11 protein-coding genes are annotated in these 14,588 nt (G+C 66.3%); 7 read left to right on the top strand and 4 right to left on the bottom strand.

Going from position 1 to position 14,588, the window contains the following annotated elements; all coding sequences use genetic code 11:
* Positions 1-288: 288 nt before the first annotated feature.
* Positions 289-2,583, bottom strand: coding sequence for an isoamylase (locus KBW95_RS01465; RefSeq protein WP_211527325.1), 2,295 nt, complete (start codon positions 2,581-2,583; stop codon positions 289-291).
* A gap of 205 nt (positions 2,584-2,788) precedes the next feature.
* Between KBW95_RS01465 and KBW95_RS01460 the strand changes: the two genes are divergently transcribed.
* The 4 genes from KBW95_RS01460 (at position 2,789) to KBW95_RS01445 (ending at position 7,209) form a co-directional block, all read left to right on the top strand.
* Positions 2,789-3,478 (top strand): response regulator transcription factor, encoded by a 690-nt coding sequence (locus KBW95_RS01460; RefSeq protein ID WP_211525896.1) that lies wholly within the window; start codon positions 2,789-2,791, stop codon positions 3,476-3,478.
* Positions 3,465-4,706 carry a HAMP domain-containing sensor histidine kinase gene (locus KBW95_RS01455; RefSeq protein WP_211527324.1) on the top strand — a complete coding sequence of 414 codons (1,242 nt, stop codon included), beginning with the start codon at positions 3,465-3,467 and terminating at the stop codon, positions 4,704-4,706. Before KBW95_RS01460 ends, KBW95_RS01455 begins: the two co-directional genes overlap by 14 nt.
* 102 nt (positions 4,707-4,808) lie before the next feature.
* A complete protein-coding gene (locus tag KBW95_RS01450) occupies positions 4,809-6,440 on the top strand; it encodes a phosphoethanolamine transferase (protein ID WP_267875399.1) in 1,632 nt (543 codons plus the stop codon).
* Between the two features lie 31 nt (positions 6,441-6,471).
* Complete coding sequence (locus tag KBW95_RS01445) at positions 6,472-7,209, top strand: phosphatase PAP2 family protein (protein ID WP_229429467.1); 738 nt, start codon at positions 6,472-6,474, stop codon at positions 7,207-7,209.
* A 12-nt stretch (positions 7,210-7,221) separates the two neighbouring features.
* On the opposite strand, the gene KBW95_RS01440 is transcribed toward KBW95_RS01445, so the two are convergent.
* Together KBW95_RS01440 and KBW95_RS01435 are read right to left on the bottom strand one after the other, a co-directional pair.
* On the bottom strand, positions 7,222-8,667 hold the full coding sequence (locus tag KBW95_RS01440; protein ID WP_211525900.1) for a DHA2 family efflux MFS transporter permease subunit: 1,446 nt from the start codon (positions 8,665-8,667) through the stop codon (positions 7,222-7,224).
* A gap of 113 nt (positions 8,668-8,780) precedes the next feature.
* Positions 8,781-9,335 carry an acyloxyacyl hydrolase gene (locus KBW95_RS01435; RefSeq protein WP_229429466.1) on the bottom strand — a complete coding sequence of 185 codons (555 nt, stop codon included), beginning with the start codon at positions 9,333-9,335 and terminating at the stop codon, positions 8,781-8,783.
* A 150-nt stretch (positions 9,336-9,485) separates the two neighbouring features.
* On the opposite strand from KBW95_RS01435, the gene KBW95_RS01430 reads away from it, so the two are divergent.
* Both KBW95_RS01430 and KBW95_RS01425 read left to right on the top strand, forming a co-directional pair.
* Positions 9,486-10,187, top strand: coding sequence for a suppressor of fused domain protein (locus tag KBW95_RS01430; protein WP_211527321.1), 702 nt, complete (start codon positions 9,486-9,488; stop codon positions 10,185-10,187).
* Positions 10,187-11,086, top strand: coding sequence for an NAD(P)-dependent oxidoreductase (locus tag KBW95_RS01425; protein WP_211525902.1), 900 nt, complete (start codon positions 10,187-10,189; stop codon positions 11,084-11,086). Before KBW95_RS01430 ends, KBW95_RS01425 begins: the two co-directional genes overlap by 1 nt.
* On the opposite strand, the gene KBW95_RS01420 is transcribed toward KBW95_RS01425, so the two are convergent.
* Entirely contained in the window at positions 11,078-12,274 is a 1,197-nt protein-coding gene (locus tag KBW95_RS01420; protein WP_211525903.1) for a M20 aminoacylase family protein, read from the bottom strand. The two genes, KBW95_RS01425 and KBW95_RS01420, sit on opposite strands and share 9 nt — an antisense overlap.
* 192 nt (positions 12,275-12,466) lie before the next feature.
* Between KBW95_RS01420 and KBW95_RS01415 the strand changes: the two genes are divergently transcribed.
* Positions 12,467-14,569 carry a molybdopterin-dependent oxidoreductase gene (locus KBW95_RS01415; RefSeq protein ID WP_211527320.1) on the top strand — a complete coding sequence of 701 codons (2,103 nt, stop codon included), beginning with the start codon at positions 12,467-12,469 and terminating at the stop codon, positions 14,567-14,569.
* Positions 14,570-14,588: the final 19 nt, after the last annotated feature.

Here is a 14,588-nt window from a genome sequence, read left to right as displayed (position 1 = left end):
GGGCGTCCGAAAAGACGCTTTCGGTACGCGAACAAAACTTGGACGGAACAATGCCGGTGGCATTGTCCCGGCCTTCGCCGGGACGACGGTCTAAGAGCTAGGTACGCTAATCGCGATAACTATTGTGGCCTGCTGCATATGAACGTCGTTCCGGCGAAGGCCGGAACCCAAGTTCAACAGGGCCTGCAGGCCGCAAAGCTTCTTCGACCCCCACATAAAGCACACCGCCACCCCACAAAAACAAACAGCCCCGTGGCTCGCGCCACGGGGCTGTTCTACTTCGCCATGTTACTTAGCGATCAGCAGCAGCGTACCCCGGCCACACACGCTGTAATTCGTGTACTCCCCACCAATCAGATCCTCAGCCCCCGGCGCCCGCACCTGCGAAGCACCTTCCGCCCAGGTACAGGTATCCGTCACCCGATACCAGGTCTTGCCCGTCCCCGGCCACGGCACCACGAAGTTCACCGCTGCACTCCACGCGTTATGCGCCACATAGATCGCCGACGCCGAATCCCCAAACTCCGATCCATCGATGCGCCACGCAATCGCATGATTCGCCGAATTATCGAAGTAAGCCGCATCCGCCACCCCGCCATCCGGCTTGAACCAGCGCAGCTGCTCCATCACGTTGCCGTTATTGTCCACGCTCGAATAGAAGTTCGTCGGTCGCAGCGCCGGATGGGCTTTGCGGAAGGCGATCATCGCCTTGCTGAAGGACTGGAAGTTGTTCTGGTCCGTGGTGCGGGTATATCCCAGCCAGTTCGCAGAAGAGTCCAGGTTGTAGGGATTGTTGTTGCAGTTGATGCTGCGTAGCGCCTCATCCCCGCCGACGATCATCGGCACGCCGGCTGACAGCATCATCAGCGCCATGCCGTTGCGCGCCGCCTTGCGTTGGTCGGCTGCGATACCTCCCTGGTCCCAGCTGTTGTTGTTGTCCTCGCCGCCATCGCTCGGGCCATACGGCCACGCCTGGTTATTGTTCTTGCTGTTGCAGCTGTACAGGTCCTTCAGCGTGAAGCCGTCATGCGCGGTGATGAAGTTCACCGAGTGCCAGGGCTTGCGGCCGTCATCCCCATACAGGTCGCTCGACCCGGAAAAGCGCGTCGCCATCTGTCCGGTGGTGATCGCCACGCTGCCCAGCTTGTTCTGCGCCTGACGCACGACGTCACGGTAGGCGCCGTTCCACTCCGCCCAGCCGCTCGGGAAGCCGCCCACCTGATAGGAGTTGCCGCCGATCGCCCACGGTTCCGCGATCAGATCCACGCCGGTACCACCAGCTGCCGGCCGCGGCGGCAGCTCGGCCACGATGCGGTTGAGCGCATTGCCGGCATCCATCTTGTCGAAGTTGAAGCAGCCGTGCTGGCAGGTGTTGCCCAGCACCGAAGCCAGGTCGAAGCGATAGCCGTCGACGCCCAGCTTGTCGCGCCAGTAGGCGAGCGAGTCGACGATCAGGTTCTGGGCGATCGTGTTGCGCGTGTTGTAGTTGCCGCCCACGCCCGTGTTGTCCCAGGAGTTCTGCATGTCCGAGGTCAGGCTGTAATAGGTCGGGTTGTCCAGGCCGCGCATGCCGTACAGGTTGTAGGTCGTCTTGTCAGTCGATGACCACGCTCCGCCTTCGCCCGTGTGGTTGTACACCACATCGATCAGCACCTTGATGCCGTTGTCGTGGAAGGCCTTCACCATTTCCTTGAACTCGCGGGTCGGCCCGCCCGGCGACTTGTCGTAGGCGTAGCGGCGGTCCGGTGCGAAGTAGGCGAGGGTCATGTAACCCCAGTAGTTGTCGCCGTTCGTGCTGGTCGGATCGTTGTCGTTGGTGTCGTTCTGGGTTTCCTGCAGCGGCAAGAATTCGACCGCGGTGACGCCCAGGCTCGCCAGGTAGGCCGCCTTCAGTCCGGCGCCCTTGTAGGTGCCGCGATAGGCGCTGGCGATGCTGGTGTCGTTCATGGTCAGGCCGCGCACATGGGCCTCGTAGACCACATCGTCCTTGAGCGCGCGGGTCGGCTTGACGCCGATGGATTGGGTGTCGCCCGCCAGCACGATCCCTTTCGGCGCGGACGAACCGCTGTCGATGTTGCGGTAGGTGGCGCCGCTGGCGTAGATCGTCCCGTTGGTCATGGTCGGCGTGGTCGGATCGTGACTCAGCTCGAGCGCGTATGGGTCGGTCAGCAGCTTGTTCGGGTTGAAGCGGTTGCCGGCGGCGTCGACGTCGGTGATAAAGCCCAGGCTCGACCCTTTGGTCCAGCTGCTGTTGTACGGCCAGTTCGGGCCCCAGGCGCGGTAGCCGTAGTACAGGGTGCCCGACAGGCCTTGTGCGCTCAGGGTCGATGTCGGAATCGTCACGCTCCAGACGCCGTTCGAGTTGGTCATCACGTAGCGCGCTTTTTCCGCAGTGCCGGTGGCGGTGCTGTACAGGTAAAGCTCGATCCGCGTGGCCTTGCTCGAATAGACCTTGAAGCTGACGTTGGCCTTGGTGGCGTCGTAGGCGGCGCCCAGCGCATTCGGGTTGATGGCGGCCCAGGCGGGTGCGCCGAGCAATGCGCCGGCGCATAGCGCAGCCAGCAATGTGCGTTGCAATTGCATATCTTGTCTCCGTAAGTTGTCGATGCCCTCTATGGGGCTTGCTTTGTACTTTCGCTACCTCTGCCGGGAAGCTCATCAATACACAGGGCCAACGCTACTACCCTATTTGCATCAAGTCAATCGTGTAATCGTAGTTTTCCTACGGCCGGGTCGACTCAGCGGCGGCTCGGACACCCCGGGCGGACAGGAGGGATACAATAGGCCGATGCGCATCCTCATCGTCGAAGACCATCCCGACATCCTGGCCAACCTGTACGGCTTTTTCGAGCCCAAGGGGCACGTACTCGATTCCGCCCGCAACGGCTACGGCGGCCTGGCCCTGGCTTCGGAGAACGACTACGACGTAATCATCCTGGACGTCATGCTGCCCGGCCTGAACGGCCTGGAACTGTGCCAGAAGCTGCGCGCGGAACTGGGCAAGGCCACGCCCGTCCTGATGCTGACCGCGCGCGACAGCCTGCCGGACAAGGTGGCGGGCTTCGACAGCGGCGCCGACGACTACCTGGTCAAACCCTTCTCGCTGGTCGAACTCGAGGTGCGCCTGAAGGCCCTGGTGCGCCGTTCCGCCGGCGCCCATAGCGTCAACAGCACGCTGCGTTTCGGTGAGCTCAGCTACGACCCCGACACCCAGGAAGCCAGTCGCGCCGGCGTGCCCGTCACGCTCACCAAGACCGGCTACATCCTGCTGCGCACCCTGATCGCCGCCGCGCCGCGCATCGTCACCCGCGAAGCGCTCGAGCATGCGGTATGGGGCGAGGACCGCCCCGACAGCGACGCACTGCGCACCCATATCCACGCGCTGCGCCAGGCGATCGACAAGCCGTTCGCCTTCCCGATGCTGCACACGGTGGCCGGCGTCGGCTACAAACTGGTGGGGCAAGATGGCGCGCGCTGAATCGCTCAGGCGGCGTATCGTCGTCGCCTTCCTCCTGTTCGGGCTCGTGTCGACGGTGCTGTTCGGCGTGATCGCCGCCATCGCCGTCGAGGGCATCGAAGTGCAGCTGGTGGACAACCGGCTCGCCGCGGCCGCCGCATGGGCCGCGCCGCGCCAGGCCGCCGGGCTGGGCGTGGACATGCCGGCCGGCCTGCGCTTCCACCGCAACGAGGCCATTCCCGCGCCGCTCAGGGACCTGGGCGACGGCGTGCACAAGATCGACGTCGAGAGCACGCGCCTGCACGTGCTGGCGGGCCAGGATGCGCTCGGACGCTGGGTCCTGGTCGACCACGAGAGCGACTACGACAAGATCGAGCGGGTCGTATATTCCATGTACGCGGTGTGCTTCGGCGGCTTCCTGCTGTTCGCGGCGATGCTCGGGCGCTTCCTCGGCACCCGCGTCGTGACGCCGATCCGGCAGCTGGCCGATTCGGTCGGCGCCGAGCGCCAGCCGGTCCAGCTCACCGGCCGCCAGGACGAACTGGGCGTGCTGGCGCGCGCCCTCGAAACCCACACCCGCGAACTGCGCGAAGTCCTCGACCGCGAACGCTACTTCACCGGCGACGTCAGCCACGAGCTGCGCAGTCCCCTGACCGTCATCATGGGCGCCGCCGAGATCTTGATGGACGAGTCCCACGCCCCCGCCGTGCGTGCGCCCGCCGAACGCATCTACCGCGCCGCGCAAGAGGCGGCGGAGTGCGTGACCGTGCTCTTGATGCTGGCGCGCGCGCCCGAGCTCAAGGCCCAGCCGCCGGTCGACGTCCATGACATCGCCGGCGACGAAGTCGAACGCTACCGCCACCTGGTGGAGCACAAGCCGGTCACGCTGCGCTACCTCGATGGTGCAGCCTTCAGCGTGCGGGCCCCGCGCGAGCTGTGCGCGGCGGCGATCGGCAACCTGGTGCGCAACGCCTGCCAGTACACCGAGCACGGCGAGGTGTCGGTCAAGCTGGGGCTGGGCCAGATCGTGGTCGAGGACACCGGACCGGGCCTGCCGGAGGCCGTGCGCGCCACCCTGGGCAAGGGCCCGGCCGTGCGCTCCACCGGCTCATCGGGAACGGGCCTGGGCCTGGCGCTCGCGCGCCGCATCTGCGACTACCTGCATGCCGGCTTCCACTACGAAGACCGACCGGGCGGCGGGAGCCGCTTCACGATCAGCTTTTCACCCGATTTAACGCAGCGCATTTAACGCAAACTTAACGCCGCGTTGACGCGGCACTGACGAGCATCCCGCTATCGTGCAAAGGTAAGGCGGCCGCACCTGGCTGTCCGTGCTTCACGGTGGTAATACTTGGACAAGGTCATCTCTCCGCGCATCAGCGCACCCATGCTCATCCTGACGATGTCGCTGCTGCTCGCGACGGCAGGCAATATCGATTTCTGGTCCACCTTCATCCGCGCCGCGGGCGGGCTGACGCCGGCGCACCTGCCGCTCCTGCTCGGCGCCTTCGTGATCGTGGTCCTGTTCTTCAACGCGCTGCTGACCCTGGCGAGCTTCCGCTTCGTCGCCAAGCCGGTCCTGATCGCGATCCTCTTGAGCGCATCCTGCGCCAGCTACTTCATCCACGAATACGGCATCGTGATCGACAAGGCCATGATCCAGAACGTGTTCGAGACCGACGTGCACGAAGCGAGCGAGCTGCTCAACTGGAGGATGGTGCTGTCGGTCATGGCCTTCGGCGTGCTGCCTTCGCTGTTCGTGGCGCGCGCCCGCATCCAGTTCCCCCAGGGCTTGCGCGGCGTGCTGCGCCGCTCCGGCATCGCCGCCGGCTCGCTGGCCCTGGCCGCCCTGCTGCTGGTCCTGTTCTTCAAGAGCCTGGCGCCGGCGCTGCGCGAGCACCGCGAGCTGCGCTACCTGCTCACGCCGACCAACTATATCCAGGCCCTGCACGGCTACCTGCGCAACAAATGGCGCTCGCCGGTCGCCATCGCGCCGCTTGGCCGCGACGCCGTCAAGGGCAACGCCTGGGCCGGGCAGGCCCGCAAGACCGTCACCGTCATCGTGGTCGGCGAAACGGCGCGCGCCCAGAACTTCTCGCTCAACGGCTATGCCCGCGACACCAATCCCAGGCTGGCGCGCGAGTCCGGCCTGATCAACTTCGCCAATGTGCGGTCCTGCGGCACCGCGACGGCGGTGTCGGTCCCCTGCGTGTTCTCGGCGCTGGGACGCGAGCGCTACGACGGCGACAAGGCCTATCACCAGGAAGGGCTGCTGGACGTGCTGGCGCATGCGGGCTTCCGCGTGGTCTGGCTCGACAACAATTCCGGCTGCAAGGGCGCCTGTGACCGCGTCGAGTTCCGCGACCTGTCGGCTCCCAAGCCCGGCTCGGCCCATTGCGCGGGCGACGAGTGCTACGACGAGCGCCTGCTCGAGGAACTGCCGCAGCTGGTGAGGGACAGCAGCCGCGATGTCGTCGTCGTGCTGCACCAGAAGGGCAGCCACGGCCCGGCCTACGCCAAGCGCTATCCGCAGGGCTTCGGCCGCTTCGGCCCGGTGTGCGACACCAGCGAATTCGAGAAGTGCTCGCGCGAGTCCATCGTCGACGCCTACGACAACACCATCCTGTACACCGACACCTTCCTCGCCAGGACCATCGACCTGCTGCGCGGCCTCGATGGCGTGGACACGGCGATGCTGTACTTCTCCGACCACGGCGAGTCGCTCGGCGAAGGCAATATGTACCTGCACGGCGCGCCCTATTTGTTCGCGCCGAGCGAGCAGACCCACGTGCCGATGATGCTGTGGATGTCGGACCGCTTCAGCGAACGCTTCGGCATCGACCGCACCTGCCTGGCGGCGCGGCGCCAGCAGCCGCTCTCGCACGACAACGTGTTCCATTCGGTGCTCGGCATGCTCGACGTGAACACGGCGGTGCTCAATCCCAAGCTGGACCTGTTCCATGCCTGTGTCCGCGGTTCCTGAGGCGCGGCGCGAACGGTTCGGATCCAATCAGTTGTTGAGCAGCGCAGCCACCCGGCGCATCGCCCTGGGCCTGGCCGCCTGTGCGCTGCTCATCTACTGGCTGGGAAGCTGGACCGACGTCGACCTGCGCCTGGCCGACGCCATGTTCGACCGCCTGCACGGCGTCTTCCCCTGGCGCGACGCCTGGCTGGCCGATACCTTCAACCACCGCATTCTCAAGACGGTGCTGACGGTGATGGCTTCCTTCGTGATCGCCGCCGCGATCGCGGATGCGGCCTGGCCGCGCGAGCGCCTCGGCCACGTGCAGCGCCTGCGCCTGCGCATCGTCGCCCTGTCGGCGGTACTGGTGCCGCTCGTCACCAGCCTGCTCAAGTCGCGGAGCATCGCCCACTGTCCCTGGGACCTGGCCCGCTATTGCGGCGCCGAACCCTATGTGCGCATCTTCGAAGCCTTGCCGCTCGGCGCGTCGGCCGGCCATTGCCTGCCCGCCGGTCACGCCTCCAGTGCGCTGTGGCTGGTTTCGGTCCTCGTGCTCTGGCTGCCCGGCTCGCCGCGCAAGGCGATGCTGGCGGCCGTGTTCTCGCTGGCGGCGGGCTTCGCGGTCGGCTGGATGCAGCAGCTGCGCGGCGCGCACTTCCTGACCCATACCCTGTGGTCGATGTGGATCGCCTCCGCCATCGTGTTCGCGCTGGTGCTGTACGCGCAGCGGGCAAGGCGGCGTAACGCGGAGACCATCCCGGACGCACTGCCTGCCGAAAGGGCGGGGTGAAACGCGTGCCGCTTACTCTGTCGTCGCCGTCACCGGAGCCGCTTCCTTGGCCATTGCGTGGCCGCGGCTGATGCTGTCGCCGTCGTCGCGCCGCAGGCGCCAGAACACGAAGGCCGAGATCACCGTCAGCAGCGCCAGGGTCGCGAAGCCGTGGTGCAGCGCGCGCGTCACCTGGACGTGATCGGTCTGCGGTACGCCGCCCAGGAACCAGGCGGTCACGATCGAGCCGGCCGCCAGGCCGAAGCTCATCGACAGCTGCTGGAAGGAGCTGGAGATGGTGCTGGCCATGCTCGAATCCTGCGGCTCGATATCGGCGTAGGCCAGGGTATTCATGCTGGAGAACTGCAGCGAATTGAAGAAGCCCTGCATCAGGCTGATGGCCACGATCGCATAGAGCGGCGTGCCCGTTCCCACCAGGGTGAACAGGGCGATGGTGATGCCGATGCAGACCGTGTTCACCACCAGCACCTGGCGGTAGCCGAAGCGTCCCAGCAGCTTGGACGCGAACAGCTTCATGCCCATCGCGGCGGCCGCGGCGGGCATCATCAGCAGGCCCGATTGCCAGGCCGGCAGGCCCAGGCCGAGCTGGTACAGCAGCGGCAGCAGGAAGGGCAGGCCGCCCACGCCGAGCCGCGTGACGAAGCCGCCCAGTACCGCGATGCGGAAGGTGCGCACTTTCAGCAAAGCCAGGCGCAGCAGCGGGTGCTTGGTGCGGCTGGCGTGCCAGGCGTAGGCGGCCAGCAGGGCCGCCGAGAGCGCGAACAGCAGGCCGGCCGTGAGCGGCGCCAGCGTATGTTCGCCGAACACTTCCAGCAGCCAGGACAGGATGGCGGTGCCGCTGCTGAACAGGATCAGCCCGATGACGTCCAGCGGCCGGCGTTCATCGGCCGCGTAGTCCGGCATGTGGCGCCACACGAACCAGAGCGCCAGCAGGCCGACCGGCACGTTGACGAAGAAGATCACGCGCCACGTGGTCCAGTGCACGATCAGGCCGCCCACCGTCGGCCCGAGCAGGGGACCGATCAGGGCCGGGATGATCACGAAATTCATCGCCCCCAGCAGCTCGTTCTTGGGGAAGGTGCGCACGATGGCCAGGCGCCCGACCGGCATCATCATCGCCCCGCCCAGGCCTTGCAGCAGGCGCGCGGCGGTCATCATGCCGGCGTTCAGCGACAGCCCGCACAGCACCGAGGCCAGGGTGAAGATCGCGATCGCGGTGAAGAACACGCGCCGCGTGCCGAAGCGGTCGGCCATCCAGCCGCTGACCGGGATGCCCACGGCCAGGCCGAGGATGTAGCTGGTGACCACGGACTTGAGGCTGAGCGGGGTCACGCCGAGGCTGGCCGCGATGCTGGGAATGGCTGTATTGACGATGGTGGCGTCGAGCTGCTCCATGAATAGGGCAGTGGCGACGAGCCACGGAAGGTAGCGCTTGAAGGTGTTGCTGGATGGGGTCAATCGGGCCTCGGGCAGGGATGCACGCCGCGGCGGGCGCTCCGGCCGATTGTGTCACAAATCGAAGTAAGTCCGCGCACCGGGCCCGCGCCAGCGAGCCCGGTGCGTGCACAGTCTTAGAAGCGCCAGGCCGCGCGCGCGACCAGCCAGTTGGCGCCGGCGTTCGGGCTCTTGATGCTGCCGTTCGAGTAGTGCTGGAAGCGCAGGCCCAGGTCCCACTTGGCGGTGGTGTAGCCCACGCCCAGATGGTCGGCGAACTGGAAGGCGGTCGAGAGTTCCTTGTCCTCGTTCTTGTACAGGTCCGACAGCAGGCTCACGCCGATGCCGGCCTCGGCATACCAGCCCAGCTTGTCGTCGGCCTGGTAGCGGAACACCGGGGTGAAGCCGGCCACGGCGATGTTTTTCTTCTGGCCCGGCACGTTGCGGTAGGCCTCCAGGCGCCAGAGCGCCAGGTTGGCGTCCCAGTAGCCCGACAGGTGGCGGCCGTTGGAGGCGAACCAGCGCCGGCTCCAGTCCGACTGCAGGGCGAAGCGGACCATCTTCTGCTCCGACTTGCTGCCGACTTCGACCGAGGCGGAATCGATCCAGCCGTCGGCGGCGTGGCCGGCCTGGGCGAACAGGGCGGTGCTGACGAACGCCAGCGCCACGGCGCTATTTTTCATCATCTTCATGTTATGCCTTCGAAATAGGTGCCTGAACTGTTAAATATAAGTCAGGGATGCGGTATTGTACTAGTGTGAACAAACCCGTGCTGACAGCCCGCAAACTTAGGCGGCGCGGGTATCATAGGCGCCCGCCGACCACATTGAACCGAGTCCGACATGGCCGAACCCAGCACCACCCCCCTGTACCCGCTCGCCGCCCCCATGGAGCGCCAGACGCAAGCCGCCGTGCTGCCTCACGACCCCATTGCCGAGCACATCGCTGCCCACCTCGGCGCGCCCGCCATGGTCTTCCACGACACCGTGGCCGATCCGGTGCAGGTCGACATCCACGTGATTCCGGCCGGTCCCGCCTATCCCTTCCTGCGCCTGGTGAGCTCCGGTATGAGCCAGCGCCCGATGACCACCCCGGAAGGCGCGCCGCCCTACGGCGAGCTGATGATGTCGCTGCCGCCCGACTGGAAGCTGGACGAGGAATCGGTCAAGGACGAGCGCTGGTACTGGCCGGTGGCCCTGATGCGCCACCTGGTCCATTATCCGCACCAGCACGCGACCTGGATCGGCCTCGGCCACACGGTGCCGAACGGCAGCCCGGCCAAGCCCTACACGGCCGGCGTCAAGTTCGAAGGCGCGATCCTGCTGCCGCCGGTGTCGGCGCCCGAGCCCTTCCATTTCGTGAACGTGGACGGCAAGGACGTGTATTTCCATTGCGTGGTGCCGCTCTACCGCGAAGAGTTGGACCTGGTGCGCCGCCGCGGCTTCGCCGAGCTGCTCGACAAGTTCAACGACAAGAACGTCACCGACGTGGTCGTGCCGGACCGGGTCAACACGGTCAAGAAGAAATTCCTGGGACTGTTCTGATGGACCGCCCCGTCATCGCTTTCCTGGGCATCGGCCTGATGGGCGGGCCGATGGCGGCGCGGCTGGCGCGGGCCGGCCACCCGGTGCGCGCCTGGAACCGCACATTCGCCAAGGCCGAGGCCTTGCGCGCGGAAGGCGCCGAGCCGCACGCGAAGCTGCCCGACGCCGTTGCGGGCGCGCGCATCGTGATCTCGATGCTGGAGGCGGGGCCCATCGTCAGGGAAGTGATGGCGGCGGCGCTGCCTGCCCTGGCGCCGGGCAGCCTGTGGATCGACATGAGCTCGACCCGCCAGGACGAGGCGCTGGACTTCCACGCGATCCTGGCGGCGCGGGGCTGCCGCTTCCTCGACGCGCCGGTTTCCGGCGGCGTGGGCGGCGCGCAAAACGGCCAGCTGGCCATCATGGCCGGCGGAAGCCAGGCGGACTTCGACGAGGCCGCGCCGCTGCTGCGCGCGATGGGTACGCCGCGCCTGGTAGGCCCGGCGGGCAGCGGGCAAGTGGCCAAGCTGTGCAACCAGCTGATCGTCGGCGCGACCCTGAACGTGGTGGCCGAGGCGCTGCTGCTGGCGCAGGCCGCCGGCGCCGATCCGGTCGAGGTGCGCGAAGCGATCCGCGGCGGCTTCGCGGGCAGCCGCATCCTGGAAGTGCATGGCCAGCGCATGCTCGAGCGTAATTTTGTTGCGGGCGGGCAGGTGAAGAGCCAGCTGAAAGACTTGCACAATGTGCTGGCCGCCGCGGGCGCGGCAGGGCTGGCGCTGCCGGTCACCGAGCTGGTGACGCGGCAGTACGAGACGATCGCGGGCGAGCTGCCCCAGGCCGACCATGCGGCCGCACTGATCGCGCTGGAACGCATGAACCCGGGCCAGCGCCTGGGCGATGCGCCCGACCGCTTAAGCTGAGGCCGGCAGGCTCATCTCCACCAGCCGCACCCAGTAGCTGGCGCCGATCGGCAGCAGGTTGTCGTTGAAGTCGTAGCTGCCGTTGTGCAGCTGGCAGGGCCCCAGCCCGTGTCCGCCCGTGCGGTGCTCGCCTTCGCCGTTGCCGATGAAGACATAGCAGCCCGGCTTTTCCTGCAGCATGAAGGCGAAGTCCTCCGCTCCCATGGTCGGCTCGACATTGGTGTCGACCCGCTCATGGCCCACCACCGCGCGCATGGCCTCGATCGCGAACGCGGTCTGCTCGGCATGGTTCACCAGCGGCGGATAGTTACGCTTGAAGCTGAAGTCGACGCTGGCATTGAAGCCCCCGGCCACGCCGCCCGCGATCTCGTTCATGCGCCGTTCGATCAGGTCGAGCACGCCTGTCGAGAACGTACGCACGGTGCCGATCAGCTCGGCCTCGTCCGGAATGACATTGGTGGCGCTGCCCGCATGGATTTGCGTAATCGACAGCACCGCCGTCTCCAGCGGGTTCTTTTCGCGCGAGATGATCGTCTGCCAGCTCTGGGCGATCTGCACCGCCACCATCACCGGGTCGATTGCGCGATGCGGCTGGGCCGCGTGTGCGCCCTTGCCGCGCACCACCACGCGGAATTCGTTACTCGATGCCATCATCGGACCGGCCACCACGCCGAAGCTGCCTTCGGCCAGGCCCGGCCAGTTGTGCATGCCGTACACGGCTTCCATCGGGAACTGCTCGAACAGGCCGTCGTCCATCATGCGCCTGGCGCCGCCGCCGCCTTCCTCGGCCGGCTGGAAGATCACGTACACGGTGCCATCGAAGTTGCGGTGGGTCGCCAGGTAGTGGGCCGCGCCCAGCAGCATGGCGGTGTGGCCGTCGTGGCCGCAGGCGTGCATCTTGCCCGGATTGGTCGAGGCGTGCGCGAAGCCGTTCAGCTCCTGCATCGGCAGCGCATCCATGTCGGCGCGCAGGCCGATGGCGCGGTTCGAGGTGCCGTTCTTGATGATGCCGACCACGCCGGTCAGCCCCAGCCCGCGCACGATGGGAATGCCCCAGGCCGTCAGGCGCTCGGCCACCATGTCGGCGGTGCGCACCTCTTCATAGCACAGCTCCGGGTGGGCGTGCAGGTCGCGGCGGATAGCCTGCAACTCGGTCTGGAAAGCAAGGATGGGTTCCACTAATTTCATTCGGGATCTCCTGGTCTTGTCATGCTGCTTGTCTTGTTTGCATTGCATGATTTGAACTATTGTAGCCTGCCTCAAACAGTCTTGATAGAGGAGGGTACAGAGGCCTCCGGAATCGTTTAAAGTATTGGTTTCCCGCAGTTTTCCCGCCGTCCGTAGCAGTTTTTAATACGCAGTTTTCTAAATCACAAGAACATGACCACCACCCAAGTCCGTGCGACCTGCCCCCACGATTGCCCCGATACCTGCGCGCTGCTCGTCACCGTCGAAGACGGCGTCGCGACCGAGGTGCGCGGCGATCCGGAGCATCCGACCACGGCCGGGGTGTTGTGCACCAAGGTGTCGCGCTACGTCGACCGCACCTACCACGCCGACCGCCTGCTGTATCCGATGCGCCGCGTGGGCCGCAAGGGCGAGGGCAAGTTCGAACGCATCAGCTGGGACCAGGCGATGGACGAGATCGCCACGCGCCTGAAGGACATCGCCGCGCGCGACCCGCAAGCCATCCTGCCCTACAGCTATGCCGGCACCATGGGCCTGGTGCAGGGCGATTCGATGTCGCTGCGCTTCTTCAACAAGCTGGGCGCCTCGCTGCTCGACCGCACCATCTGCGCCACGGCCGGCGCCACCGGCTACAAGTACAGCATCGGCGGCTCGATGGGCACCGACATCGAGGAATTCCAGAACGCGAAACTGATCCTGATCTGGGGCGGCAACCCGATCGCCTCGAACCTGCACTTCTGGATGCGCGCCCAGGAAGCCAAGCGCCGCGGCGCGACCCTGATCGCCATCGACCCCTACCGCTCGCTGACGGCCGAGAAATGCCACCAGCACATCGCGCTGCTGCCGGGCACCGACGCCGCGCTGGCGCTGGGCATGATGCACGTGCTGATCAAGGAAGACCTGCTCGACCACGACTACATCGCCAACTACACCCTCGGCTTCGAGGAACTCGAGGCGCGCGCCGCGGAATGGACGCCGGAACGCACCGCCGAGACCTGCGGCATCTCGGTCGAAGAGGTGCTGGAGCTGGCGCGCATCTACGGCCAGACCGCGAAGCGCGGCGAAGCGGCCGCGATCCGCATGAACTACGGCCTGCAGCGCGTGCGCGGCGGCGGCATGTCGGTGCGTAACATCGCCTGCCTGCCGGCCCTGGTGGGCGCCTGGCGCCATCCGGCCGGCGGCGTCCAGCTGTCGACCTCGGGCACCTTCCCGGCGGACCGCGCGGCGCTCCAGCGCCCGGACCTGCTGAACGGCCGCATGCCGCGCACGATCAACATGACCACCATCGGCGACGACCTGCTCAAGCAGGCCTCGCCCGAGTTCGGCCCCAAAATCGAAGCCGTGATCGTCTACAACGCCAACCCGCTGGCGATCGCGCCGGATTCGTCCAAGGTGCAGCAGGGCTTCGAGCGCGAAGACCTGTTCACGGTGGTGCTGGAACACTTCCGCACCGACAGCGCCGATTACGCCGACATCCTGCTGCCGGCCACCACCCAGCTCGAGCACGTCGATGCGCACCTGGCCTATGGCCACCTGTACATGATGGCCAACAACGCGGCCGTGGCGCCGGTGGGCGAGGCCAAGCCGAACACCGAATTCTTCCGCCTGCTGGCGGCGCGCATGGGCTTCGACGATCCCTGCTTCAAGGAGAGCGACGACGAGCTCGCTGCCCAGGCCTTCAACAAGAAGGACGTGCGCGCGATCCACTTCGACTGGGAATCGCTCAAGCGCAAGGGCTGGGAAAAACTGAACATGCCGGCCGCCCCGTTCGCCGAAGGCGGCTTCCCGACCCCGTCAGGCAAGTGCGAGTTTTATTCGAGCACCATGGCGAAGGACGGACTCGATCCGCTCCCGACCTATATTGCTCCGTATGAATCGGCCGCTTCCAACCCGAAGCTTGCCGAGAAATATCCGTTGGCGATGATCTCTCCACCGGCGAGGAACTTCCTCAACTCAACGTTTGTCAATGTGCAGAGCCTGCGCGCTACCGAGGGCGAGCCGCACCTCGATATCCACCCTGAGGATGCCGCCGCGCGCGGCATCGGGCACGGGGATATGGCGCGCATCTATAACGACCGCGGCTCGTTCGTCGCCCGCGCACGCGTGACCGACAAGGCGCGTCCAGGGCTGGTGGTGGGCTTGTCCATCTGGTGGAAGAAGCTTTCCAGCGATGGCAAGAACGCCAATGAAGTCACCAGCCAGCGTCTGACCGACATGGGCAGGGCGCCCACTTTCTACGACACCCTGGTGCAGGTCGAAAAGGCCGCATCAACAACGCGAGATGAAACCGTCTAGATTCTCCCAGGCCTTCCGG

Source organism: Massilia sp. ZL223 (genome assembly GCF_018119395.1).
In the GTDB taxonomy this organism is placed as follows: Bacteria; Pseudomonadota; Gammaproteobacteria; order Burkholderiales; family Burkholderiaceae_D; genus Telluria.
The sequence above is the reverse complement of the archived record's forward strand: the minus strand, read 5'-3'. Positions and strand labels throughout refer to the sequence as shown.